The 24,504-nt window shown below is 72.2% G+C and carries 22 protein-coding genes and 2 tRNA genes; 18 read left to right on the top strand and 6 right to left on the bottom strand.

Annotated elements, in window-relative coordinates; genetic code table 11:
• Positions 1 to 77: 77 nt before the first annotated feature.
• Complete coding sequence (locus tag BQ6202_RS10225; RefSeq protein ID WP_072314358.1) at positions 78 to 1,724, bottom strand: glycoside hydrolase family 13 protein; 1,647 nt, start codon at positions 1,722 to 1,724, stop codon at positions 78 to 80.
• Between the two features lie 190 nt (positions 1,725 to 1,914).
• Here BQ6202_RS10225 and BQ6202_RS10220 point away from each other — a divergent pair, with 190 nt between their 5' ends.
• The 8 genes from BQ6202_RS10220 to BQ6202_RS10190 all read left to right on the top strand — a co-directional run bounded on the left by BQ6202_RS10220 (position 1,915) and on the right by BQ6202_RS10190 (position 11,608).
• Positions 1,915 to 3,177: a sugar ABC transporter substrate-binding protein gene (locus BQ6202_RS10220; RefSeq protein WP_072314357.1), complete on the top strand. Its 1,263-nt coding sequence runs from the start codon at positions 1,915 to 1,917 to the stop codon at positions 3,175 to 3,177.
• A gap of 150 nt (positions 3,178 to 3,327) precedes the next feature.
• Complete coding sequence (locus tag BQ6202_RS10215) at positions 3,328 to 4,857, top strand: ABC transporter permease subunit (protein ID WP_083587333.1); 1,530 nt, start codon at positions 3,328 to 3,330, stop codon at positions 4,855 to 4,857.
• Positions 4,857 to 5,789, top strand: a complete 933-nt coding sequence (locus tag BQ6202_RS10210) for a sugar ABC transporter permease (protein WP_072314355.1) — start codon at positions 4,857 to 4,859, stop codon at positions 5,787 to 5,789. Before BQ6202_RS10215 ends, BQ6202_RS10210 begins: the two co-directional genes overlap by 1 nt.
• 66 nt (positions 5,790 to 5,855) lie before the next feature.
• Positions 5,856 to 7,388 carry a sodium-dependent transporter gene (locus tag BQ6202_RS10205; RefSeq protein WP_072314354.1) on the top strand — a complete coding sequence of 511 codons (1,533 nt, stop codon included), beginning with the start codon at positions 5,856 to 5,858 and terminating at the stop codon, positions 7,386 to 7,388.
• A complete protein-coding gene (locus BQ6202_RS14780; protein ID WP_143143717.1) occupies positions 7,385 to 7,513 on the top strand; it encodes a methionine/alanine import family NSS transporter small subunit in 129 nt (42 codons plus the stop codon). Before BQ6202_RS10205 ends, BQ6202_RS14780 begins: the two co-directional genes overlap by 4 nt.
• A gap of 131 nt (positions 7,514 to 7,644) precedes the next feature.
• Positions 7,645 to 7,989 (top strand): DUF485 domain-containing protein, encoded by a 345-nt coding sequence (locus tag BQ6202_RS10200; RefSeq protein ID WP_072315101.1) that lies wholly within the window; start codon positions 7,645 to 7,647, stop codon positions 7,987 to 7,989.
• Positions 7,989 to 9,569: a solute symporter family protein gene (locus BQ6202_RS10195; protein WP_072314353.1), complete on the top strand. Its 1,581-nt coding sequence runs from the start codon at positions 7,989 to 7,991 to the stop codon at positions 9,567 to 9,569. The genes BQ6202_RS10200 and BQ6202_RS10195 overlap by 1 nt, the downstream gene beginning before the upstream one ends.
• A gap of 68 nt (positions 9,570 to 9,637) precedes the next feature.
• Complete coding sequence (locus tag BQ6202_RS10190) at positions 9,638 to 11,608, top strand: glycoside hydrolase family 13 protein (RefSeq protein ID WP_072314352.1); 1,971 nt, start codon at positions 9,638 to 9,640, stop codon at positions 11,606 to 11,608.
• 39 nt (positions 11,609 to 11,647) lie between these two features.
• Here the strand turns inward: BQ6202_RS10190 and BQ6202_RS10185 are convergent, their stop codons facing one another.
• The 3 genes from BQ6202_RS10185 to BQ6202_RS10175 are packed head-to-tail and all read right to left on the bottom strand — an operon-like array spanning position 11,648 to position 14,801.
• Positions 11,648 to 12,940 carry a glycosyltransferase family 2 protein gene (locus BQ6202_RS10185; protein ID WP_234946187.1) on the bottom strand — a complete coding sequence of 431 codons (1,293 nt, stop codon included), beginning with the start codon at positions 12,938 to 12,940 and terminating at the stop codon, positions 11,648 to 11,650.
• Complete coding sequence (locus BQ6202_RS14775; RefSeq protein WP_072314351.1) at positions 12,937 to 13,908, bottom strand: glycosyltransferase family protein; 972 nt, start codon at positions 13,906 to 13,908, stop codon at positions 12,937 to 12,939. The genes BQ6202_RS10185 and BQ6202_RS14775 overlap by 4 nt, the downstream gene beginning before the upstream one ends.
• Positions 13,905 to 14,801 (bottom strand): WcbI family polysaccharide biosynthesis putative acetyltransferase, encoded by an 897-nt coding sequence (locus BQ6202_RS10175; RefSeq protein ID WP_072314350.1) that lies wholly within the window; start codon positions 14,799 to 14,801, stop codon positions 13,905 to 13,907. Before BQ6202_RS10175 ends, BQ6202_RS14775 begins: the two co-directional genes overlap by 4 nt.
• A gap of 186 nt (positions 14,802 to 14,987) precedes the next feature.
• Between BQ6202_RS10175 and BQ6202_RS10170 the strand changes: the two genes are divergently transcribed.
• From BQ6202_RS10170 to BQ6202_RS10155, 4 genes are read left to right on the top strand one after another with little or no spacing between them, the layout of a single operon-like run.
• Positions 14,988 to 16,073 (top strand): glycosyltransferase, encoded by a 1,086-nt coding sequence (locus BQ6202_RS10170; protein ID WP_143143716.1) that lies wholly within the window; start codon positions 14,988 to 14,990, stop codon positions 16,071 to 16,073.
• Positions 16,070 to 17,203, top strand: coding sequence for a glycosyltransferase (locus tag BQ6202_RS10165; protein ID WP_072314349.1), 1,134 nt, complete (start codon positions 16,070 to 16,072; stop codon positions 17,201 to 17,203). The genes BQ6202_RS10170 and BQ6202_RS10165 overlap by 4 nt, the downstream gene beginning before the upstream one ends.
• A complete protein-coding gene (locus tag BQ6202_RS10160) occupies positions 17,200 to 18,186 on the top strand; it encodes a glycosyltransferase (RefSeq protein WP_072314348.1) in 987 nt (328 codons plus the stop codon). The genes BQ6202_RS10165 and BQ6202_RS10160 overlap by 4 nt, the downstream gene beginning before the upstream one ends.
• On the top strand, positions 18,183 to 18,998 hold the full coding sequence (locus BQ6202_RS10155; protein WP_072314347.1) for a glycosyltransferase family 2 protein: 816 nt from the start codon (positions 18,183 to 18,185) through the stop codon (positions 18,996 to 18,998). Before BQ6202_RS10160 ends, BQ6202_RS10155 begins: the two co-directional genes overlap by 4 nt.
• 9 nt (positions 18,999 to 19,007) lie before the next feature.
• Here BQ6202_RS10155 and BQ6202_RS10150 read toward each other — a convergent pair whose 3' ends face one another.
• A complete protein-coding gene (locus BQ6202_RS10150) occupies positions 19,008 to 19,949 on the bottom strand; it encodes an EamA family transporter (protein ID WP_072314346.1) in 942 nt (313 codons plus the stop codon).
• A 71-nt stretch (positions 19,950 to 20,020) separates the two neighbouring features.
• On the opposite strand from BQ6202_RS10150, the gene BQ6202_RS10145 reads away from it, so the two are divergent.
• Positions 20,021 to 20,941: a LysR family transcriptional regulator gene (locus BQ6202_RS10145; protein ID WP_072314345.1), complete on the top strand. Its 921-nt coding sequence runs from the start codon at positions 20,021 to 20,023 to the stop codon at positions 20,939 to 20,941.
• On the opposite strand, the gene BQ6202_RS10140 is transcribed toward BQ6202_RS10145, so the two are convergent.
• Positions 20,938 to 21,936 (bottom strand): epimerase, encoded by a 999-nt coding sequence (locus tag BQ6202_RS10140; protein WP_072314344.1) that lies wholly within the window; start codon positions 21,934 to 21,936, stop codon positions 20,938 to 20,940. The genes BQ6202_RS10145 and BQ6202_RS10140 overlap by 4 nt on opposite strands.
• 67 nt (positions 21,937 to 22,003) lie before the next feature.
• On the opposite strand from BQ6202_RS10140, the gene BQ6202_RS10135 reads away from it, so the two are divergent.
• From BQ6202_RS10135 to BQ6202_RS10115, 5 genes are all read left to right on the top strand, one after another.
• Positions 22,004 to 22,075, top strand: a tRNA-Thr gene (locus BQ6202_RS10135).
• 39 nt (positions 22,076 to 22,114) lie between these two features.
• Positions 22,115 to 22,188: transfer RNA gene (locus BQ6202_RS10130), tRNA-Met, on the top strand.
• Positions 22,189 to 22,272: 84 nt separating this feature from the next.
• Positions 22,273 to 22,722, top strand: a complete 450-nt coding sequence (locus BQ6202_RS10125; protein ID WP_072314343.1) for a MaoC family dehydratase N-terminal domain-containing protein — start codon at positions 22,273 to 22,275, stop codon at positions 22,720 to 22,722.
• On the top strand, positions 22,719 to 23,141 hold the full coding sequence (locus tag BQ6202_RS10120; RefSeq protein WP_072314342.1) for a MaoC/PaaZ C-terminal domain-containing protein: 423 nt from the start codon (positions 22,719 to 22,721) through the stop codon (positions 23,139 to 23,141). The genes BQ6202_RS10125 and BQ6202_RS10120 overlap by 4 nt, the downstream gene beginning before the upstream one ends.
• Positions 23,138 to 24,331: a UDP-N-acetylmuramate dehydrogenase gene (locus tag BQ6202_RS10115; RefSeq protein WP_072314341.1), complete on the top strand. Its 1,194-nt coding sequence runs from the start codon at positions 23,138 to 23,140 to the stop codon at positions 24,329 to 24,331. The genes BQ6202_RS10120 and BQ6202_RS10115 overlap by 4 nt, the downstream gene beginning before the upstream one ends.
• Positions 24,332 to 24,504: the final 173 nt, after the last annotated feature.

Below are 24,504 nucleotides of genomic sequence, written 5' to 3'. Positions count from 1 at the left end.
CCGCGGGATGCATCCTCCGGGAGCAGCAAGAAGCCCCGCCGATCGCTCGGCGGGGCTTCTGCGTTCGCGGTGCGTGCCTAGCTGGTGCGCACCCAGACGACCTCGTCAGCCGACAGCGACGCGGAGTCGAGCGGCGACGAGGCCAGCACGATCTCGCCGCGCGGGACATCGATCGCGTCGTGGCCGAGGTTCGCCACCACGGTCAGCGGGCCGTTGCGGAAGGCGAGCGCCGTCGGGCCCACGTCGAGCCACTCCAGGGTGCCGGTGCCGAGCGACAGCTCGCGCCGCACGCGCAGCGCCTGCCGGTACATCTCGAGCGTCGAGTCGGCCACGCCGACCTGCGCATCCCGAGCGAGCGCAGCCCACTCGGGTGGCTGCGGCAGCCAGCTCTCGCCGGTCGTGTTGAAGCCGTAGCCGACGGCGTCGGCCTCCCACGGGATCGGCACGCGGCAGCCGTCGCGGCCCCAGAGCTCGCCCTGCGTGCGGATGAAGGTGGGGTCCTGGCGCTGGTCTGCCTCGATGGCCGTGACCTCGGGGAGCCCGAGCTCCTCGCCCTGGTAGAGGTAGGCGCCGCCGGGCAGCGCGAGCATGAGCGCGGTCGCCGCGCGACCACGCCGGAGCGACACCGTCGAGTCGGCCTTCGACGCGGAGGTCGGGCCGATGCCCACGCCGTGCGCCGGCGGCGGCACCAGCGCGAGGCGCGTGCGGTGGCGGATGGTGTCGTGGTTCGAGAGCACCCAGGTCGGGGGAGCGCCGACAGCACCGAAGGCCTCGATCGACTCGTCGATCGCCGTGCGCAGCTTGGGCGCGCTCCACGGGGTCTCGAGGTAGACGAAGTTGAACGCCTGGTGCATCTCGTCGGGGCGCACGAAGCGCGCCATCTTCTCGAGCGGGCTCACCCAGGCCTCGGCGCAGAGCACGCGGTCGCCCTCGTACTCCTCCAGCACCGCGCGCCAGCGACGGTAGATCTCGTGCACGTGCTCCTGGCCGAAGTACGGCGACTCCATCGAACCGGCGGCGAGCAGCACCTCGTCGACGTCGGGGAGGCCCGGCGCCTTCGCGTTGCCGTGCGCGACGTCGACGCGGAACCCGTCCACGCCGCGGTCGAGCCAGAATCGCAGCACGTCGACGAACATGTCGCCGACCGCCGGGTGATCCCAGTCGAAGTCGGGCTGTGAGGAGTCGAACAGGTGCAGGTACCACTGGCCGTCCGGCACGCGGGTCCAGGCCGGGCCGCCGAAGACGCTCTGCCAGTTGTTGGGCGGCAGCTCGCCGTCCTCACCCTTGCCGTCGCGGAAGATGTAGCGCGAGCGCGCCTCGCTGCCCGGCCCGGCGGTCAGCGCCTCCTGGAACCAGGGGTGCTGGTCCGAGGAGTGGTTCGGCACCAGGTCGACGATCACGCGGAGGCCCAGGCCGTGGGCCGTCGTCAGCATCCGGTCGAAGTCGTCGAGCGTGCCGAAGAGCGGGTCGACGTCGCAGTAATCGGCGACGTCGTAGCCGGCGTCCTTCTGCGGCGAGCGGTAGAAGGGGCTCAGCCAGACGGCGTCGGCGCCGAGCTCGGCGATGTGCGGCAGGCGTGCCGCGATGCCCTGGAGGTCGCCGATGCCGTCGCCGTTGGCGTCGGCGAACGATCGCGGATAGATCTGGTAGATGACGGCGGAGCGCCACCACTCGTCGCCGGGCGGAGTCTGGTTCGGGATGGATCGCGTGGATTCGGGATGCATCCATCAAGGCTACGACGCGCCGGCGAACGGCACGTGCGCGAGGGCTGAGGCGTCGAAGGTAACGAATCATCAACGATCGCAGTCGCCACGCGCCACCGACTTGCGCGGGGTCGTGCGCTCCGCCACGCTGTGCTCGGCCCAGCCGACGATGGCCGTCGGCCGCGGAGCCCAACAAACGAAAGAAGGCACCATGAAGCGAAGCAGCCTCATGAAGGCCGCCGGGGTCGGAGCGCTCGCGCTCACGCTCGCGGCGTGCTCCGGCGGAGGGACCCCTGCGCCGTCCGAGAGCGGACCGGCCGAGACCCAGGCCGCCGGAGGCGGCTCGCTCGTCGTCTGGATGGACGAGAACCGCGCCTCGGCGCTCGAGCCGGTGATCGCCGAGTTCGAGGACGCGACGGGCACCACGGTCGAGGTCATCATCAAGGAGTTCAACACGCTCGCCGCCGACTTCATCACCCAGGCGCCGTCGGGCGACGGGCCTGACATCGTGCTCGGCCCGCACGACGCGATCGGCAAGCTCGTGCAGAACGGCGTCGCGGAGCCGATCGAGCTCGGAGACGCCGTCGGCGACTTCCAGGAGGTCGCGATCGAGGCGATGAGCAACGGCGGCTCCGTCTACGGCGTGCCCGTCTCGATCGAGAGCATCGCCCTGGTGCGCAACACCGCGCTCGCCCCGGAGGCTCCCGCCACGTGGGATGAGCTCGTGCAGGTCGGCGAGGCAGCGGTCGAGGCTGGCGACGCCGAGTACCCCGTGCTGATCGGGCTCGACCCGAACGCGGCCGACCCCTACCACCTGTACCCGCTGCAGGCCTCGTTCGGTGGCCCGATCTTCGGCGTCAACGAGGACGGCTCCTACAACGCCGATGACCTCCAGATGGGCAACGAGGGCAACCTCGAGTTCGCTGAGGCGCTCGCGGCGTGGGGCGAGACCGGGGTGCTGAACCTGAACATCTCGCAGGACATCGCCAAGGAGCAGTTCGCCTCCGGCGCCAGCCCGTTCACGATCACCGGCCCCTGGAGCCTCGAGCAGTTCGACGACGCGGGCATCGAGTACGCGATCGACCCGATCCCCGCCGCTGGTGACCTGCCGGCAACGCCGTTCGTCGGCGTGCAGGGCTTCTTCCTGTCGGCGTACAGCCAGAACCCGATCGTCGCGACGCAGTTCCTCACGGACTACATCGCGAGCGAAGAGGCGCAGACGGCCATCTACGAGGCCGGCGACCGTGCCCCGGCCCTGACGGCCGCGTTCGACGCAGCGCAGTCGAACGAGACCGTCGCCGCGTTCGGCGAGGTTGGCGCCGAGGGCGTCCCGATGCCCAACATCCCCGAGATGGATGCTGTCTGGGCTGACTGGGGTGCCGTCCAGGCACAGATCATCAGTGGTCAGACGGCTGACCCGGCTGCCGCGTGGGCAGACCTTGCCGCCTCGATCCAGTCGACGATCGACGGCTGACACCCTGTTGCGACGGCCGGCCGAGTGCACCTCGGCCGGCCGTCGCCCCGGTTTCCACCCCACCCAGGAGCACGAGTGACGACGACGTCCCCCCACCTCGCCCAGCGCCGCCGCGCGCCGAAGCGAGGCATCCAGCACCAGCCTCCGAGCATGAGGGTGCTGGTCGCGAAGATCGCCATGCTCGCAATCGTCGACGCCATCGCCGTGTTCGCGATGACCATCCTGTTCTTCCAGGAGAACTGGACGGTGCTCGCCGTCGTCGTGCTCGCGACGCTGCTGGTCAACGTCGTCTACCTCTCGCCGGGGATGCTGCCGGCGAAGTACCTCACGCCCGGCCTGATCTTCCTGGCGATCTTCCAGGTCTTCGTCATCGTCTACTCCTGCTACATCGCCTTCACGAACTACGGCGACGGCCACAACTCGACGAAGGACGACGCGATCCGCGCGATCGTGTCGCAGAACACCCAGCGCATCGAGGGCTCGCCCGTCTACGACGTGCAGGTCGTCGAGTCGCTGACCGGGCTCGGCCTGCTCGCGACCGCGCCCGACGGCACCGTGCTCGTCGGCACCGCGGATGACGGGCTGGAGCCCGCTGACCCCGCCGCCGTCACGCTCGATGGCGACCGCGCCGTCGCCGTCGACGGCTGGACCTCGCTCGACCTGCAGACGATCCTCCAGCGGCAGCAGGAGATCGCCGAGCTGCAGGTGCCGCTCTCCGACGACCTGGCCGATGGCTTCCTGCGCACCAGCAACGCCACGCAGGCCTTCGTCTTCCAGTCGAGCTACGTCTGGGATGCCGACGCCGGCACCATGACGGATGACGCGACCGGCACGGTCTACCGCGACCTGGGCAACGGGCTGTTCGAATCGGAGGACGGCCAGGCGCTCGGCACCGGCTGGCGCATCCTCGTCGGCTTCGAGAACTTCCTGTACCCGTTCGAGAACCAGCAGTTCGGCAGCGCGCTCATCGGCGTCACGATCTGGACCTTCGCCTTCGCCGCCATCTCGGTGGGGTTGTCCTTCGTGCTCGGGCTCTTCCTCGCCGTCACGCTCAACGATCCGCGGATGCGCTCCCGCAAGATCTATCGCGTGCTGGCGATCATGCCCTACGCCTTCCCCTCCTTCCTCTCGGCCCTCGTCTGGCTGGGGCTCTACAACACCGAGTTCGGCTTCATCAACAACGTGCTGCTCGGCGGCGCGAACGTGCCGTGGCTCACCGATCCGTGGCTTGCGAAGTTCTCCGTGATCCTCGTCAACGTCTGGCTCGGGTTCCCGTACATGTTCCTCGTGTGCATGGGTGCGCTGCAGTCGATCCCCGACGAGCTCACCGAAGCTGCGACGGTCGACGGCGCCCGGCCCTGGCAGGTGTTCCGCCTGATCAAGTTCCCGCTGCTGCTCGTCTCGATCGCGCCGCTGCTGATCTCGTCGTTCGCGTTCAACTTCAACAACTTCAACATCATCTACATGCTGACGCGCGGCGGCCCGCGCATCGCAGGCGTGAGCGAGAACGTGGGCCACACCGACCTGCTCATCACCCTCGTCTACAAGACCGCGTTCGCCGGCGGTGAGGGGCGCGACTACGGCCTCGCCTCGGCGCTCGCGATCATCATCTTCATCATCGTCGCCACCGTCTCCGCGATCTCGTTCCGGCAGACCAAGGCACTGGAGGATCTGCACTGATGAGCATCCAGATCGACCCCGCAGCGATCTCCGAGCCCTCGGAGGAGCAGCCGCGCAAGCCCGCGCCGCATCCGCGCATGTCGTTCGGCAAGTGGGCTCGCACCCTCGGCTGGCGTCACCTCATCGGCATCGCGGTCGTCATCTTCGCGCTGTTCCCGATCGTCTACGTGCTGAGCGCCTCCCTCAACCCGGGCGGCACCCTCACCGGCTCGAACGACCTCTTCCGCTCGATCTCGCTCGAGAACTACTCGACGCTCCTGAGCGACGAGCGTCGCCCCTACGCCGCGTGGTTCTTCAACACGATGATCGTCGGCGTCATCACCTCCGTGGGCACGGTCTTCCTCGGGGCGCTCGCCGCCTACTCCTTCTCCCGCATGCGCTTCTTCGGCCGTCGCGTCGGGCTGCTGAGCCTGATCCTCGTGCAGATGTTCCCGCAGCTGCTCGCGGTCGTCGCGATCTACATCCTGATGCGCGGCATCGACCAGATCTTCCCGGCGATCGGGCTGAACTCGCTCACGGGCCTCATCCTCGTCTACCTCGGTGGCGCGCTCGGCGTGAACACCTACCTGATGTACGGCTTCTTCAACACCGTGCCGACGTCGATCGACGAGGCGGCGAAGCTCGACGGCGCAGGCCACGCGCGCATCTTCTTCACGATCATCCTGCGACTGGTCGCGCCGATCCTCGCCGTCGTCGCGCTGCTGTCGTTCATCGGCACGACGAGCGAGTTCGTGATCTCGTCGACGCTGCTGACGAGCCCCGAGAAGCTGACCCTGGCGGTCGGGCTCTTCCGCTACGTCAGTGAGGAGACGAACACCAATTACGCCGTGTTCGCGGCTGGTGCCGTGCTGGCTGCGATCCCGGTCGTCGCGCTGTTCCTCTACCTGCAGAAGTACATCGTCGGAGGGCTGACGGCGGGCGCCGTGAAGTAGCGGCGGGAGTGCTGAAGTGGCAGGGTGGGGCGACCCGCACTGCACCTGCGAAGAAGGAGCGCTGCCATGACAGCGATCAAGGCCCCGATCGACCGCGGTCGATTCTCGAACAAGACCGTGTTCATCATGGCGGCGATCGGCTCCGCGGTCGGGCTCGGCAACATCTGGCGATTCCCCTACGTCGCGTACGAGGGCGGTGGCGGGGCGTTCATCCTGCCCTACCTGATCGCGCTGCTGGTGGCGGGCATCCCGCTGCTGCTGCTCGACTACGCCATCGGGCACTCGCAGCGGGGCTCTGCGCCGCTGTCGTTCGCGCGCCTGTCTCGGCGCCTCGAGTTCATCGGCTGGTGGCAGGTGGCGATCTGCGTGGTCATCGCCGTGTACTACGCCGCGATCCTCGCCTGGTCGACGCAGTACGTCGGCTTCTCCTTCACCCAGGCCTGGGGTGACGACCCCGAGGCGTTCTTCTTCCGCGACTTCCTGCACGCAGCCGACAACACGATCACGCTCGACTTCGTGCCTGCCGTGCTCATCCCCATGGTGCTCATCTGGTTGGTGGCGATCGTCGTCATGGCGCTCGGCGTGCAGCGGGGCATCGGCGCCACCGCTGTGATCTTCATCCCCGTGCTGCTCGTCGCGTTCGGAGCGCTCGTGATCCAGGCGCTCACGCTGCCGGGCGCGGTCGAGGGGCTGCAGACCCTCTTCGCCCCGAACTGGGCGGCGCTCGCGGACCCGGCGGTCTGGGCGAGCGCCTTCGGCCAGATCTTCTTCTCGCTGTCGGTCGGCTTCGGCATCATGATCACCTACGCCTCCTACGTGGGCCGGAAGATCGACATGACGGGCTCGGCCTTCGTCGTCGGCTTCGCGAACTCCGGATTCGAGCTCCTCGCGGGCATCGGCGTCTTCGGGGCGCTCGGCTTCCTCGCCCAGGCATCCGGCGCGCAGGTCGCGGACGTCGTGGCGGGCGGCATCGGGCTCGCGTTCGTGGCGTTCCCGGCGATCATCTCGCAGGCGCCCCTCGGGGCGCTCCTGGGGGTCCTCTTCTTCACCTCGCTCGTGCTCGCCGGCTTCACCTCGCTCGTCAGCATCCTGGAGGTCGTCATCTCGGCCGTGCGCGACAAGCTCGAGCTGGGACGCGTCCAGGCGACGCTGATCGTCACGGTGCCGATCGCGCTCGTCAGCGTGCTGCTCTTCTCGACCACCAGCGGCATCCTGGTGCTCGACATCTCCGACTACTTCATCAACCGCTTCGGCATCCTGTTGGCCGCGCTCGTCGCGATGCTGGCCGTCGCCTGGGGCATCCGCAGGGTGCCGGCGTTCGCCGAGCACATGAGCCGCTTCGGATCCATCCGCCTCGGCCGCTGGTGGGTCGCGCTCATCACCGTGGTGACCCCCATCCTGATCGGCCTGATGCTGGTGCTCGAGCTCATCACTGCGATCACCACGCCCTACGAGGGCTACCCGGCCTGGATGCTCGGCATCTTCGGCTGGGGCGTCGCGGGGCTCGCGCTGGTGGCTGGCGTGCTGCTGTCGATCCCGAAGTGGAAGCGGACGACGCCGATGGAGGCGCCCGAGCACGACGAGGAGGTGATCCGATGACCATCGGAGCCATCGTGATGATGGGCCTGAGCATGCTGGTCCTGTGGGGCGGCCTGGCGACGGCCATCGTGAACATCGTGCGGTTCAAGGGGCCCCAGCCCGGCGATCCGCAGCGCGATCTCTGACGGCGAGCGCCGCGCCGCTCGCCGACACTCGCCTGCGGTCCTCCTGAGCCTTCCCTGAGGATGCGGCTAGGATCGCGACACTGCACGATCGCAGCAGGCGCAACGGCGCGCCTGGGAATGGAGTGACGCTCATGGCCGATCCGACGTCCGTCGCCGAGCGCAGCATCGCGATGCAGCGCTCCCCGGAGTTCCAGAGGCTGCGGAGGACGTTCATGACGTTCATCCTGCCGATGACGATCGCGTTCCTCGCCTGGTACCTCGCCTACGTGCTGGTCGCGAGCTTCGCGCCCGACTTCTTCGCCACCAGGCTGGGGGAGAGCTACTTCACCGTCGGGCTGCTGTTCGGCCTCGGGCAGTTCGTCTCGACCTTCGCGATCACGATGCTCTACAGCCGCTGGGCCAATCGCGTCTACGACCGGGCGGCCGACCCGCTCGCCGCCGAGATGGAGCAGGCACTGGCTGGGGGTGCGCGCTGATGGGCCAGGAGATCAACCCGGTCATCAACATGATCGTGTTCGCCGCCTTCGTGGCGGTCACCCTCGTGATCGTGTTCCGCGTCTCGCGCCGCAAGGCGACCGAGAACGAGTTCTACGCCGCTGGCCGCTCGTTCTCCGGCAGGCAGAACGGCATCGCGATCGCCGGCGACTACCTCTCGGCCGCAAGCTTCCTCGGCATCTGCGGCGCGATCGCGGTGGCCGGCTACGACGGCTTCCTCTACTCGATCGGCTTCCTCGTCGCGTGGCTCGTCGCGCTGCTGCTCGTGGCAGAGCTGCTGCGCAACACCGGCAAGTTCACGATGGCCGACGTGCTGAGCTTCCGCCTCAAGCAGCGCCCGGTGCGCATGGCGGCGGCGCTCGCGACGCTCGCGGTGTGCTTCTTCTACCTCGTCGCGCAGATGGCCGGCGCCGGTGGCCTCGTGGCCCTGCTGATGGGCTTCACCGACCCGGCGGCGACGTCGATCACGATCGCGGTCGTCGGCGTGCTGATGATCGTCTACGTGATCTTCGGCGGCATGAAGGGCACCACCTGGGTGCAGATCATCAAGGCGGTGCTGCTCATCGCGGGCGCCGCGATCATGGTGGTGATGGTGCTGATCGTCGTGCGCTTCGACTTCAACGAGCTGCTGCGACAGGCAGTGGAGGCCTCGCCCGATGGCGAGGCGATCCTGGCACCGGGCCTGCGCTACACGAACCCCGTCGACTTCATCTCGCTCGGCCTCGCGCTCGTCCTCGGCACGGCTGGCCTGCCGCACGTGCTGATGCGCTTCTACACGGTGCCCTCGGCCAAGGAGGCGCGGCGCAGCGTCGTCTGGGCGATCTGGCTGATCGGCATCTTCTACCTGTTCACGCTCGTGCTCGGCTTCGGTGCTGGCGCGCTCGTCGGGCCCGAGGTGCTCGCAGAGGCGCCCGGCGGAGAGAACGCCGCCGCCCCGCTGCTCGCGCTCGCCCTCGGCGGGCCGATCCTGATGGCGATCATCTCGGCGGTCGCGTTCGCCACCATCCTGGCGGTCGTCGCCGGGCTCGCGATCACGGCGGCGACCTCGTTCGCGCACGACATCTACGGCTCGATCATCAAGAAGGGCAACACGAAGCCGGGTGCCGAGGTGAGGGTCGCGCGCATGACGGTCGTGGTGATCGGCGTGATCGCGATCATCGGCGGCATCGTCGCGCAGAACCAGAACGTCGCCTTCCTGGTGGCGCTCGCGTTCGCGGTCGCGGCCAGCGCCAACCTGCCCACCATCCTCTACTCGCTGTTCTGGCGTCGCTTCAACTCGGGCGGGGCGCTGTGGTCGATGTACGGCGGGCTGATCTCCTGCGTCGTGCTGATCATCTTCTCGCCGGCCGTCTCCGGCGGCCCGAAGTCGATGTTCCCCGACGCCGACTGGGCGATCTTCCCGCTGTCGAACCCCGGCATCGTGTCGATCCCGCTCGCGTTCCTGCTCGGCATCATCGGCACGTTCCTGTCGAAGCCGGAGGCCGACCACGACGCGAAGCAGGCCGAGATGGAGGTGCGCTCGTTCACCGGCGCCGGTTCGGAGAAGGCCTCGGAGCACTGATCCGAGCTCGCCCACAGGGGGCCGGTGTCGTTGCGCGCCGGCCCTCTCGCGTGCTCTAGCGTGGTCGCGTGCTGCAGCCCCACCACGACGGTTCACCCCTCTACGTCTCGACCCTGACGCCCGACCTCGGCGACGTCGTGAAGGTGCGCATGCGCATCCCCGTCTCGCACGACGAGCCGCTCGAGGTGCTGGTGCGCTCGAACCCAGACCGCGAGCCGTTCTTCAACAAGGCCGTGCACATCGGCACCGCCGGCGCCCACGACTGGTGGGAGGCCGAGATCCGGGTGGCGAACCCGCTGCACCGCTACCGCTGGCTCGTGCACTACGCCTCCGGCCACACCGAGTGGATCAACCAGGAGGGCGTGCATCGCATCGAGACCCGCGACGACGCTGACTTCGCGCTCGTCGCGCACCCGGCGCCGCCTGCCTGGGCGACGGACGCGGTGCTGTACCAGGTCTTCCCCGACAGGTTCGCCCGCTCCGAGCAGGCAGCCCAGCACCCGACCCCGGGATGGGCGCTGGCGGCCGAGTGGGACGAGCCGGTGATCGGTTCCGGCCCGGGCGTCTCCGAACAGCTCTACGGCGGCGACCTGCCGGGGGTGGAGGCGCACCTCGACCACCTCGTCGAGCTGGGCGCGACGGTGCTGTACCTGACCCCCGTGTTCCCGGGCGCGTCGAACCACCGGTACGACGCATCCACGTTCGACGTCGTCGACCCGCTGCTCGGCGGCGACGGGGCATTGATCTCGCTCGTGGAGGCGGCGCATGCGCGTGGCCTCAAGGTCATGGGCGACCTCACGAGCAACCACACGGGCGACACGCACGCGTGGTTCCAGGCGGCGCTGGCAGACGAGCAGGCGCCGGAGCGCGAGTTCTACTACTTCCACGAGGGCGGCACCTATGCCGCGTGGCTCGGCCACGGCTCGCTGCCGAAGCTCAACTGGAACTCGCAGGAGCTGCGGCAGCGCTTCATCGAAGGCCCCGACTCCGTGGTCGGCACGTGGCTGCGGCCGCCCTACTCGTTCGACGGCTGGCGCATCGACGTCGCCAACATGACGGGCCGCTACGAGGGCGATGACCTGAACGCCGAGGTGCGCCAGATCATCCGGCGCACGATGATCGAGATCAATCCCGACACCCTGCTGCTCGGCGAGTCGACGAACGACGCGACCGATGACTTCCAGGGCGACGCGTGGCACGGCGCGATGACCTACGCGAACTTCACGCGGCCGGTGTGGGGCTGGCTGTCGGTGCCCGGCTCCGCCGCCTTCGGAGGCCTCGGCATGGCGCGCTCGGTGATCCCCTCCTACTCGGGTCTCGACCTGCATGCGCAGCACCAGCGCTTCGTCGCGGGCATCCCGTGGCGCACCCGCCTGCACAACATGAACGCGCTCGACACGCACGACACCCCGCGCTTCGTCACGAACGCGCTGCCGGGCGCGGTGCCGGTGGCGCTCGGGATGGCGGTGTCGCTCCCGGGCATCCCGGTGGTCTGGGCGGGCGACGAGCTCGGCCTGTCGGGGGTGAACGGCGAGGATTCGCGCACGCCGATGCCGTGGGAGTCGCTCGACGAGCACGCCGACTCGATCGCGCTGCACCGCGAGCTGCTCGCGCTGCGCTCGTCGCAGCCTGCCCTGCGGGGTGGCGGGATGCGCTGGCTGCACGTGGGCGAGGAGGCACTGGTCTGGGTGCGCGAGACCGAGGGCTCGAGCGTGCTCTGCGTCGCGGCGCGCGGCTTCTACGACGTCGTGATCGACGAGGGCGACCTGCTGCTCGACGGGGAGCCCGAGCGGCTCTTCGGCGAGGGCGGCGCGAGCGTCTTCGGCGCCAGCGGTCTGCGCCTGACCGGCGCCGGGCCGGCCTTCGCCGCGTGGGGGCTGCCGGGCGTCGAGGTGCCGCGCGCCGAGGGCGAGCAGGAGCAGGAGCAGCGCGAGATGCTCGACGAGAACGCCTCGCAGGATGCGGCGCTCGCGCACGGCGAGCCCGCAGCGCCCACGCTCACGGCCGCCTGGAGCAAGGACACCGCCGCGCCGGAGTAGCGGCCACTTCGGGATGCGCGGCGTCGGGCGCGCAGGGCCTCAGGCCGAGGGCGGCTGCCACCAGCCACCGAGGTAGGCCTCGAGGTCGGGGGCGTCGCCGAGAGGGCGAAAGCCCTCGGCGGAGCGCTCCTCGGCGCGCCAGCCGGTCGGCCGACCCCACCGGCGCTCGCGCGCGCGGGCCCGCGTCGCCGAGACCCGCATCCGCGCGCCGAAGTCGATCGTGCCAAGGTCACCGCTGCCGACCGCCGCGAGGGCTTCGCGCAGTCGCTCGGCCGCGGCCGGGTCGACGTGGAGGGGCGAGGGCAGGTCGATGGCGACCCTGGTCCTGCCTGGCCAAGCGTCGATGACCCGCGGATCGTGCGCGAGCGCTGCGCGCACGTGCGCGGGCGCGATGACGCGGGCGCCGGGCAGCGCCTCGAGGACGCTGTCGATGCAGACGAGCGCCGACGCGACCGAGGGCGCCGTCCGGAGGGTAATGAGCGCATCCGCCTGCGGCCCCAGCAGCGCTCGCGGCGCGGCCCCGGGCACCGCGATCAGCTGCAGCAGGCGCAGCGTCTCGGCGTTCTTCCGGTGCAGCCGGTCGGCCTCGTCGCGGCCGGCCCAGTCGGGCCCGTCGTGCCATGCGACGGCGCCCGGCACGTGCGCGAGGGCTGCACCTTCGAGCCAGGCGCGGTGCGCCCACTCCCAGTCCTCGCCGCCATAGGTGTCGAAGCTCTCGTCGAAGCCACCGACCTCGTCGAGCAGCCAGCGGCTGCACGCGAGCACCGCGCTGATGACGAAGCGGTAGGAGCGGTCGTCGGCCTCGAGCAGGTCGCCAGAGCGGCGATAGGCGTCTCGCAGCCAGGCGGGCTCTGCGATCTCGAGCGCGGGGCCGGCGATCTCGATCGGCTCGTCGCCGGCGCCCTCCAGCAGCGCGTGGCGGCGACGCCCGACCGCGACCACGTCGGGGGCGAGGGACGGCAGCCGGGCCATCTGCGCCACGTAGTCGCGCTCGGGCACCGTGTCGGCATCGAGGAAGCAGACGATGTCGCCGGAGCTGTGCCGAGCCCCGAGGTTGCGCGCCGCAGCGGCGCGGAAGCCGCGATCCTCCTGGCGCACCAGCGCCACGCCCGCGGGCACGCGCGGCGCGGAGGGGGAGCCGTCGTCGGCGACGACGATCTCGAGCAGCTCGCTGGGATGCGTCTGCCGCCGCAGCGCGCCGAGCGTGCGATCGAGCTGCGCCTGCTGGTCGAAGTGGGTCACGACGACGGAGACGGTCCGCGGCGGCGCCGCATCGTCGGCGAGCGCTGCCCAGTCGTTGCCGACGAGCGGCCGGCCGAAGGGCGCGGTCACCAGCGCGCCCAGAGCTCGAGGTGGGCTGCCGCGACGTCGTCGAGGTGCGGTGCGGTGGATGCGCCCGGCAGCAGCCAGGTGCTCGACGGGTCGCCGAGCGCATCCTCGATCGCGTCGCGGAGTCCCTCGGGCTGCACGAGGCGCACGGTGCCGGGCCGCAGCGCCGCCATCTCGGCGAAGTAGTCGTTCGCGATCGTGATCGGTCGGCGGCCCGCCGCGATCCAGTCGTTGAGCGAGCCGGAGGCGGAGACGTGCTGGTGCGCGACCACCGGCACCGCCGCCTGGCGCGCCCGCTGGAGCAGCGCGCCGTCGGGCACGAAGCCGGTGGATGCGAACGCGACGCCGCGAGCGCCGGCGTCGCGCGCGAGCTCGGCCAGCTCGCCCTCGTGGCCCGGGGCCGCGCGCCCGATCGCCGTGACCGGGGCGGGCGTCGAGAGCGCGGCGGAGGCCTCGACAGCTTCTCGGTGCCCCTTGCCCGGGTAGAAGAAGCCGAGCACGGCGATCTCGCGTCGCGGCGCCCAGTCGCTCGGCCGGGGCAGCGGGGGAGCGGCCGGCAGCGGGATCACCGAGACGGGCGCGTCGCTGCCCGTGGCTGCCCGCAGGAGCGCACGCTCGTGCTGGCTGCTGCACACGATGAGCCCGGCCGCGTCCACGACCCGACGGTACGCATCCGCTCGTCGTCGCATCGCGGTGCCTCCGTCGGAGGGCTGCGGGATGTCGTGCAGCGTCACCGCGACCTGCGCCTGCGCGGCGAGCGCCTCGATCGCGTCGGCCGCCGCCTCGGCGCTCGCGCCCCAGAGGCGGTCGGTGAAGTGCACGTGCACCCGCGCGGCGCCGGCCATCTCGCCCGCCCGCCGCAGCTGCACCGTGGGGTCGATGGCCCGGACGGCCTCCGCGAGCGCCCGGGCGCAGCGGTCGACGCCGTGCTGCGCGTCGCCGTGGTGCAGGAGCAGGGGCAGCGCGGTCACAGCCCGAGCACCCGCATCGTCCCGGCGTGCCGGTCGATGCCCGCCTGGAGCGCATCCGGGCGCGCCCGGTACCAGTCGAGGTGCGCGGCCCGCACGAGCGCGTCGTCGACGGGATCGCCGTCGACGATCCAGTGCTCGCGGGGCTCGTCGTCGAGGCCGTGGGCGTCGATCACCGCGGCCTCGCGCGGGGCGTGGATGCGGTCGAGCAGCTGGCGATCGAGCTGGTGCGGCGCGCCGCCGAGCCCGAGCGCCTCGTGGACGCGCTCGGCCAGCGCGTGCCACACGGGGTTGCCGGGGTGGTTGATGGTGCGTACGAGCTCGAAGCGCGGATGCGCGAAGGCGTCGGAGATCGGCACGGCGCTGTGCGCGCGCTCGCGCGAGCGCAGCTGCGCGACCGAGGCAGCGGCGACCTCTCGCAGCGCATCCGCGGAGGGCGGGGCGCTCGGGGCGGCGCCGGCCGCCGCGGCGATGGTGCGGAGGTCGTGGTACGGCACGATCGGCGGGCTGGCGGAGGGGTCGTGCGGCGGTCGCACGATCGCCTGCCACGGGTAGAGGCCGGCGAAGCGGATGACGGGCACGACCGCCGAGCGCGCCCCGGGGGCCGCCGCGAGCAGCTGCCGCGTGCCGAGCGGCAGTCCGCGGTAGTCGTCGCGGATCGGCTGGGCGACGACCACGGTCGCCCGGGCGAGCACGCGCTCGAGGTGCGGCAGGTCGGTCGCCTCGAGCTCGTGCACCGGCGGGATGCGCAGGAAGCGCACGTCGGAGCCTGCGAGCGCCTGCCGCAGCGACTCGGCCTGGCAGTTGCCGAGCACCATGCCGAGCGGGCCGTCGTGCTCGACCGGCGCGTAGAGGTCGGCGTAGTGCTCGCGCCGGCCCGCATCCTCGCTCGGCATCGGGGCTCCTCCGGCGTTCGTGCCGAGGACGACCGTGGCGGTCAGCGTCGCCGGGCTAGCGGTTGCTTGTCAGCAGTAGTGTACGTACCTGGCCGGCCTTGTACCCCTGTCGGCGCCCACCGGGGCCCCCGCCTGCCGACGAAGGAGCATCGCATCGAGACACCCGACCAGGTCGCAGTCGTGCGCGTGGCTGCGGTCCCCGCCGTGCATCCCTACGTCGTCGCCGTGACCGAGCACGACCGCGTCGCCGTGCTCCCCGATCCCGTCCCGGACCCCGCGCATCCCGAGCGCTGGTGGCCACCGCTCGTCCTCGACGCGGCGTGGATCCGCGCGAACGCCGACCGGTTCGACCTGGTGCACGTGCACTTCGGCATGGAGTCGCTGCCCGAGGGCCGACTGGCAGCGGCGCTCGACGCGCTCGACGCGCTCGGCAAGCCACTGGTCTACACGGTGCACGACCTGCAGAACCCGCAGCTCGACGACCAGTCGGCGCACCGGCGCGACCTCGACCTGGTGATCTCGCGCGCCGCGGCGCTGCTCACGCTGACCCCGCAGGCGGGCGCGGAGGTGCGCCGCACGTGGGGCCGCGAGGCGCGCGTGCTCGGGCATCCGACCCTCCTGCCTGCCGGCGGCGCGCTCGCTGCCACCTGCGACGACGTCGCGGGCGAGCCAGGCACCACCCCGCCCGCCCGCGTCATCGGGGTGCACCTGCGCGACCTCCGCCCCAACATCGATGCGCTGGCGGCCGTGCGCTCCCTGCTCGCCGGGCTCGACGCCCTCGCCCAGGCGGGGATCCTCGCGTCAGGGCGCGTGCTGCGGAACGCCACGACGCGCGACCCCGCCCTCGAGCTCGAGCTCGCTGCGGCGCTGCGCGACCGCGCCGACTGCGAGCTGCTCGTGCGCGAGCGCCCCGACGACGACGCGCTGCTCGCCGAGATCGACGCGCTCGACGTCGCGCTGCTGCCCTACCGCCACGGCACGCACTCGGGCTGGCTCGAGCTCTGCTACGACCGCGGCGTGAGCGTCGTCGGACCCGACTGGCTCGCGATGGCGGGCCAGCACCCGGATGCGTACCTCGGCCTCGAGCGGGACGGCGACCCAGGGCCCGTCGTGCTGGAGGCGGTGCAGCGTGCCACGCGGCCCCGTTCCGCCGCGCGCCGCCGCGTCGTCGCCGATCGCTCGTGCCTCCGCCGCGCGGAGCGCACGGCCATCGCGCACGCGCACCACGAGCTCTACCGCGAGCTCGTCGCGCAGACCGGCGCACGGCGGTGACGCGCCTCACCCGCCGCGACCGGCTGCGCATCCTCGTCATCGCCCCGTCACGACACCCCATCCGCGAGCCCCACCCCGGCGGCCTCGAGGCGGCGGTCTGGGATCGCGTGCGCTCGCTGCGCGCGAGCGGGCACGAGATCACGCTCATCGCTGCACGCGGCTCGGACTTCCTCGATCGCACACCAGAGCGGATGCGGCTGCCGAGCGTCGTGTGGGGCGGCGACCGTTCCTCCGACGAGGCCTACCCGGAGGGCTACCTCGACCAGGTGACCAGCGTGCTCGACGGCGTGCTCGACCACCTGGCGGCGGACCCCTCGGCCTACGACCTGGTCGACAACCACAGCCTCCACCCGGTGCCGATCGCGCGCTCCGCCGAGCACGGCATCCCCATGCTCACGACGCTGCACACGCCGCCGCTGCCAGAGCTCGTCGCCGCAGCGGATGCCGCAGGCCCCGCGCACTCGTTCGTCGCCGTGAGCGGCCACACCGCGCAGGAGTGGCAGGCGCACGGCGTCGAGTCGACGGTGCTGCCGAACGCCGTCGACCCTGACGCCTGGCCGCTCGGCCCCGGCGGGCGCAGCCTCGTCTGGTTCGGGCGGCTCGTGCCCGAGAAGGGCGCGCACCTCGCGATCGACGTCGCGCAGTCGCTCGGGCGGCCGATCACGGTCGCCGGCCGCGTCGGCGACGTGCAGTATTTCGATGGCTTCATCGCGCCGCGCCTCGGCGACGGGGTGCGCCACCTCGGACCGATGCGCAGGCGACGCCTCGCGCACCTCGTCGGCAGCAGCGGCTGCGCGCTGGTGACGCCCTGCTGGGAGGAGCCCTTCGGCCTCGTGCTCGCCGAGGCGCTCACGACCGGCACGCCGGTGGCCGCCTTCGACCGCGGCGGCATCGCCGAGGTGCTCGAGGGGCTACCGGGCACGAGGCTCGTGCCGGCCGGCGACACCGCGGCGCTCGCGGAAGCCGCCGAGGAGCTGCTGCAGCTCTCGGCATCGGAGCGGCAGCGCATCCGCGAGCACGCCGTCGAGCGGTTCTCGTCCCGCCGTCGCGGCCTGCAGCTCGACGCGCTCTACCGGCACCGGCTCGCCGCGGGTGCGGTGGAGCCCGACCGCGCGGCGGCCACCACGTGAGCGTCGTCGGCTGGTACATCCACCACCACGGCAGGGGGCACCTGACGCGCTTCCTGGCCGTGCGCCCGCACGTCGACGCGTCGGTGGTCGCGTTCAGCTCGCTGCCGCGCCCCGAGTCCTTGCCGCCCGCGACGGAGTGGGTGGTGCTGCCCCGCGATGACGCCGACGAGGGCGATGGCCCACCCTCGAGCGCCGCGCCGACCGCGGGCGGCGCGCTGCACTGGGCGCCGCTCGGGCACCGGGGCCACGCGGAGCGCCTGGCGGCGATCGCCGCGCGTGCGCCGGTGCTCGACGCAGTGGTCGTCGACGTGTCGGTCGAGGTGACGGTCCTCGCGCGGCTCATGGGTCGACGCGTGGCCCTCTTCGCGCAGCCCGGCGACAGGGAGGATGCGCCCCATGCGCTCGGTCGGCGGCTGGCCGACGCGATCATCGCGCCATGGCCCGCCTCCGCCGCGACAGGCCCGGTCGCATCCGCCCTGCACCACGTCGGCGGCGTCTCGCGCTTCGCAGCCCGCCGGCCGGCGGGTGGGCGGCGAGCCGGCACGGTGCTGGCGCTCGGCGGCGGTGCGCGCGACGCGGAGTGGGAGGCCATGCTCGACGCGGCCGTCGCCTCCACCCCTGGATGGGCGTGGCAGGTCGCGGGCGGCGACACCTGGCTCGACGATCCGTGGCAGGCGCTGTGCGAGGCCGAGGTGGTCGTGACCGCGGCGGGGCAGAACGCGATCGCGGATGTCGCCGCTGCGCGGGCGCGCGCGATCGTGGTGCCGCGCCCCCGCCCCTTCGACGAGCAGCGCCGCACCGCCGAGCTGCTGCGGGAGCACGGCCTCGCGATCGCCCTCGAGCCTTCCGAGACCGCCGACTGGCCCGCACTGCTCGAGCGGGCGCGGTCGCTCGACCCGCGGTGGCCCAGCTGGGGCATCGATGGCGCGGCTGAGCGAGCCGCTGCCATCATCGACCGGGTGGCAGCGGGAGGCGCCTCGTGACGATCGCCACCATCACGCTCGCCTCGCGGGCGCGGCTCGCGCACCTCGCGCAGCAGCAGGCGCGGCTGCAGCACGTCACCGGGCTCGAGCGCATCGTGGTCTGGCTCGACGCGGAGGCTCCGCCCGCCGAGGTCCCCGCGACGCACGTGCAGCACGTGCCGCCCGATCCGGGCGGCATGCGGCTCGCGGCCGCCCGCAACGTCGGCGCACGCACGGCCATCGAGCTCGGCTGCGACCGCCTCGTCTTCCTCGACGCCGACTGTGTACCGGGGGAGGAGCTGCTGCCGCGCTACGACGACGCGCTGCGCGCGCGCCCGCACGGCCTGCTCGCGGGTCCGGTGACCTACCTCCCCGAGTCGGTCGCCGTGACGCCGTCGACCGACCTCGCCGCGCTCACCGCGCCGCACGCTGCTCGGCCCTCACCTGCCGAGGGTGCGGTGCAGGACGCCGAGCCCGAGCAGCAGCTGCTGTTCTGGTCGCTGTCGTTCGCGGTCACCGCCGGCACGTGGCAGCGGATCGGCGGGTTCGACGAGGCATACGTGGGCTACGGCGCCGAGGACACCGACTTCGCGATGCGGTCGGCGGATGCGTCAGCACGGCTCGCGTGGGTGGGCGGTGCCCACGCCTACCACCAGTACCACCCGACCTCGAGCCCGCCGTGGCAGCACCTCGACGACATCCTGCGCAACGGCGGCCTCTTCGCCGAGCGCTGGGGGTTCTGGCCGATGCTCGGCTGGCTCGAGGCGTTCGAGCGCGAGGGTGCCGTCGAGCGCGTCGGTGACGGCTGGCGTCGCGCTCGAGGCGCGCGCTGATCGAGTCGCTCAGCGCGTGGGCGCGGCGGCCACTGCGGTCGGGTCCGCCGCTGCGGCAGGATCGATCGACGCGCGGCGGCGCAGCTGCCGGAGTGCGCCCGAGCCGAGCAGCACGCCGAGCACGACCACGGCGGCGCCCGCGATCTCGATGCCGGTGAGGGTCTCGCCGAGCACCAGCCACGCCGTGAGCAGCCCGACGACGGGCACGAGCATGGAGAACGGGGCGACGCGCGCGGCGGGGTGGCGGCTGAGCAGCCAGGTCCAGATGCCGCTGCCCACGACGGTGCCGAGCAGGATCGTGTAGGCGAGGCCGGCGATCGCCAGCAGCCCCTGCGGCAGCTCGAGCCCGACGAAGGACTGCGCGATGCGGCCCGGCCCCTCGACCCACAGCGAGGTCGCGAGCATGGGCAGCACCGGCACCACCGACATCCACAGCGTCATGTGCAGCGGCTTCGAGGGGCGCGCGAGGCGGCTCGAGAGGTTGCCGAGCGCCCACCCGAGCGCGGCGAGCAGCGCGAGGAGGAAGGGTCCGAGGGCGGCGGCGCCGAGCTGCTGGGCGCCGATGACCGTCAACCCGGCCGCCGCGAGGACGATGCCCGCCACCTGGCCGCGGTCGAGGCGCTCCCGCAGCAGCGTGGCGCCGAGCAGCACGGTGAAGGGGGCGGATGCCTGCAGCACGAGCGAGGCGAGGCCGGTCGGCATGCCCGACGCCATCGCCCAGTAGAGGAACAGGAACTGCAGCGTGCCGAACCCGAGGCCGTAGCCGATCAGCCAGCGCAGCGGCACGTCGGGGCGAGGCACGAGCAGGATGGTGGGCACGGCGATGAGCGCGAACCGCAGGGCGACCAGGAAGAACGGCGGGAACTGCTCGAGCGAGAGGTGGATGGCGAGGAAGTTCGCTCCCCAGAGCACCGCCACCAGACAGCCCAGCAGGCGTTCACGATTCGTCATGCGCTGAGCACAGCAGTCGATACCGTGCAGCACAAGCGAAGAGTCGAAGAGCGTATGTGTAGCGTTGCTTCATGGAACTCCGGGATCTGGCGCTGCTCCGAGAGCTCGATGAGCGCGGCAGCCTCACCGCCGTGGCACGCTCGACGCACGTGACCCCCTCCGCCGTGTCGCAGCGCATCCGTGCGCTCGAGCGCGACCTGGGTCTGCCGCTCACCGAGTCGGCCGGGCGCGGCGTGCGACTCACCGAGGCCGGACGGCTGCTCGCCGCCGGCGCCATCGAGGTCTCGGCCGTCGTCGCTCGCGTCGAGGCCCGGCTCGCCGTCCATCGCGGTGGCATCCGCGGCAGGGTCGACGTGGCGGCGCTGCCGAGTGCGGGTGTCGTGCTGCTGCCCTCGCTCATCTCGGCGCTCGGCAGCGACATCGACCTGCGCGTGCACGACCACGACGTCCCGGAGGCGGACTACGCAGCGCTCGCGCGCGACCACGACCTGGTGATCGGCCACCGGATGGCAGCGACACCGCCGGCCGAGTGGCGTGGCCTGCAGGTGGTGGACCTGCTGCGCGAGCCGATCGACATCGCGGTGCCATCCGAGCACGAGCTCGCCGCGGCCGAGCCGGTGCGGCCCATCGACCTCGCGGGTCAGCGGTGGATCGGGGTCCCCGAGGGATACCCCTTCGACGACCTGCGCATCGCGATCGAGGATGCGGCGGGTGAGCGATTCACGGTCGTCCAGCGCGTGCGCGACAACCGCTTGATCGAGGCGCTCGTCGCCGCGGGGCTCGGCATCGGCATGCTGCCGCGCTTCAGCACCCGCTCCGGCGCCGGCGTCGCGCTGCTGCCGCTCGCAGGGCTGCCGACCGGCCGGATCGTGAGCGTGCTCGCGCGCCCCGATGTCGCGGAGCGCGCGGTCGTCGCTCACACGATCGACGTGCTGCGCCGCTGCGCCGAGCGAGTCGCGCCCCTCGGTGCTCGCGGCTACGCCGCGGGCTAGGCACCCGCGCGCATCCGCCCCCAGATGGCGCGCAGCGCCCAGTCGAGCCGCGGGTGCTGGAAGGCGAAGCCGGTCGAGAGCAGCCTGCCGGGAGAGACCCAGCGGCTCTTCAGCACCAGCTCGCTCTCGGTGCGCAGCGCCCACATCGCCGGCTCCAGCACGAAGCGCGGCGCCGGGATGCCGATCGGCATGCCGACGGTGCGGCGCAGCAGCGCCATCAGCTGCCGGTTCGTGACCGCCTCCGGAGCGGCGAGGTTGACGGGGCCCGCGAGCTCTGGGGTCGCCTCGATGTGGCGCACGGCGCCGACGACGTCGTCGATGTGGATCCACGAGAAGCGCTGCCCGCCGCGCGTCGGCCTGCCAGCGCTGGGCGCCGAGGCCTCCGGTGTGCCGCGATCGGCCGCGAGCCCGCGGTAGCGCTCGTGCCGGAACCACGGCCCGTCGAGCTGCGGGCCACCGAGACCGAGTCGCGCGAGGCGGAACAGCAGGCGCGTCGCCTCGCCGTCGTGGCCGAGCGCGATCGTCGTGCGCAGCGCGACCTTCCGCGTCGCGGGCGCATCCGCGCGCACGAGCTCGCGCTCCCACGCTCGCGCGACATCCTCCGAGAAGCCGTGCTCGCCCGCCGGGTCGGCTTCGGTGTGCGCCCGCTCGGTCGTGTGCGCGTAGGCGGTCGCGGTCGACGCGTTCATCCACACCGCCGGAGGCGCCGCGACCCGAGCGACGGCCTCGCCGAGCGCGCGCGTGGTCTCGACGCGCGAGCGCAGGATCTCGTCCCTCGTGGCGTCGTCGTAGCGCGCGTGCACCGGCTTGCCTGCCAGGTTGATGAGCAGACCGGCCCCGTCGACGGCGCGTGCGATGCCGTCCGCGTCGCCCCACGACGCATCCGCCCCTGGGCCTCGCCCGATGGTGCGGACGACGCGGCCGTCGCGCCGCATGGCGTCGGCGAGGTGGCGGCCCATGAAGCCGGTTGCTCCTGCGATGACGACGTCGGGCATGATGCGCTCCTGGTGTGCGTGGGTGGTCCACCGAATGCTATGATCGTTCGGTTGCCTAGACGGCATCGCCCCGATAGCTCAGCGGTAGAGCACTTCCATGGTAAGGAAGGGGTCGCGAGTTCGATCCTCGCTCGGGGCTCGCGCTTGCTTGACGCTTCGGGCTTGGGTGGGCGCATCTGGCGGGGTAGCTCAGTTGGTGAGAGCGCACGACTCATAATCGTGAGGTCGCGGGTTCGAACCCCGCCCTCGCTACCGCCACGGAGGGCCCGGTCTGCTGACCGGGCCCTTCGCGTTGCCGCCGCCACCGGCATCCGCACCCCTCGCTAGGCTGGGCGGGTGCCAGTGAACCCCGAGATCCAGGGCAGGCAGTACCCGCCCACGGCCCCCTACCTCGTCGGCCGCGAGAAGGTGCGCGAGTTCGCGCGCGCCGTGCAGGCGCTGCACCCCGAGCACCACGACGTCGAGGCCGCGCGCGCTGCCGGCCACGCCGACGTGATCGCCCCGCCGACCTTCCCAATCGTGATCCAGCAGCTCACCTGGAACCAGCTGCTCGACGACCCGAGCGCCGGCATCGTGCTCGAGCGCATCGTGCACGGCGACCAGCGCTTCACCGCCACGCGGCCCATCGTCGCCGGCGACGAGCTCACCGCCCAGCTGACGGTCACGCGCGTGCGCTCGCTGGGCGGCAACGACATGGTGACCTGCGAGACCGAGGTGACGGATGCGTCGGGCAGTCACGTGGTCACGGCCACCTCGTCGCTCGTGATCGCGGGGGAGGCGGCATGAGCCAGCAGCAGGAGCTCCAGCAGCTCGAGGTCGGCCAGGTCGTCGCCGAGCGCGACCTGACCTTCACGCGCGAGTCGCTCGTGCGCTACGCCGGCGCCTCGGGCGACTTCAACGCGATCCACTACCGCGACGACGTCGCCGCGGCCGTCGGCCTGCCGGGCGTGCTGGCCCACGGCATGCTCACGATGGGCGCCGCGGTGCAGCCGGTCGTCGACTGGGCAGGCCCCGCGCGCATCCTGGACTACCAGGTGCGCTTCACGCGCCCCGTCGTGGTCGACCCCGAGGCGGGAGCGCTGCTGCGCATCGTCGCGAAGGTCGGCCAGCTCGGCGAGGGCACTGCCCGCATCGACCTCACCGTGACCGTCGGCGAGTCGACCGTGCTCGGCAAGGCGCAGGTCGTCGTCGCCACCGCCCGATGAGCGAGCAGCCCGGGAGCGCCGAGCCCCGACGCCTGGCCGACGCCACGACGATGCGGGTGGGCGGCGAGGTCGCGACGTGGGTCGAGGCCACCACCCGCGACGAGGTCGCCGCGGCGTACGCCGAAGCGATCGACGACGACTACACGCCGCTGCTGCTGCTCGGTGGCGGCTCCAACACGGTCTCCTCCTCCGAGCCCTTCGACGGCACGGTCCTGCGCGTGGCGACCCGAGGCATCCGCACCCTGCCCACAGCAGAGCGCCCCCACCGCCCTGCGGGGGAGGAGCCGCCGGCCGACGACTCGGTCGTGCTGCGCGTCGAAGCTGGCGAGGGGTGGGATGCGCTGGTCGCGCACTCGGTCGCCGAGGGCCTCGCGGGGCTTGAGGCCCTCAGCGGGATCCCGGGCTCGGTGGGTGCGGCGCCGATCCAGAACATCGGCGCGTACGGGCAGGAGGTCGCGTCGACGCTGCTCGGCGTCGAGCTGCTGACGCGCGACGAGCGCGGTGAGCTCGCGGTGCGGTCGGTGCCGGCGGCCGAGCTGCGGCTCGGCTACCGCGAGTCCGCGATCAAGCGCGGGCTGCTGACGGGCGTCGTGCTGTCGGTCGACCTGCGGCTGCGCCGCTCGGCCGACGGTCGCAGCCAGCCGATCGCCTACCAGCAGCTCGCGACCGCCCTCGGCGTCGACCTCGGCACGCGCGTACCCCTCGACGACCTGCGCTCGGCGGTGCTCGAGCTGCGGCGCTCGAAGGGCATGGTGCTCTCCGACGACCCCGACTCGGTGAGCGCCGGCTCGTTCTTCACCAACCCGATCGTCTCGGCGCGCTTCGCGGCGACGCTTCCGGATGCGGCACCTCGCTGGTCGATGTCGCCGCAGCCCTCGACGGTCGTGGTGCCCCTCAGCGCCGATGGGCCTGAGGCCGAGCCCGACGCGCTGCCGCCCCTCGAGCGGCCGGTGCCGCAGGTGAAGCTGTCGGCCGCGTGGCTCATCGAGCACTCGGGCATCGGGCGCGGCTTCTGCCTGCCGGGCTCGCGCGCAGCGATCTCGTCGAAGCACACGCTCGCGCTCACGAATCGCGGCGGCGCGACGGGCGAGCAGGTCGCAGAGCTCGCGCGCTTCGTGCAGGCCAGGGTCGAGAACCAGTTCGGCGTGCACCTCGTGCCCGAGCCGGTGCTCGTGGGCCTGCCGCTGTAGCGACGGCGGGCCCCCGCCGGCCCCTGGCCCGCCGATTCGGGCGGCTCGGCTGCTCGTCGCTCTCGGTCAGCCCTCCCGGCTGCCCTCCCGCGCCGCCCTCCCGGCGGCCCTCGCGTGCACGACGCAAGCGGCGCATCCCTGCTCGTGCGCTTCCGGACCGCCGCGCTTCCACG

The organism is Agrococcus sp. Marseille-P2731 (assembly GCF_900117395.1).
Taxonomy (GTDB): domain Bacteria; phylum Actinomycetota; class Actinomycetes; order Actinomycetales; family Microbacteriaceae; genus Agrococcus.
This window is presented reverse-complemented; position numbering and strand designations above follow the sequence as displayed.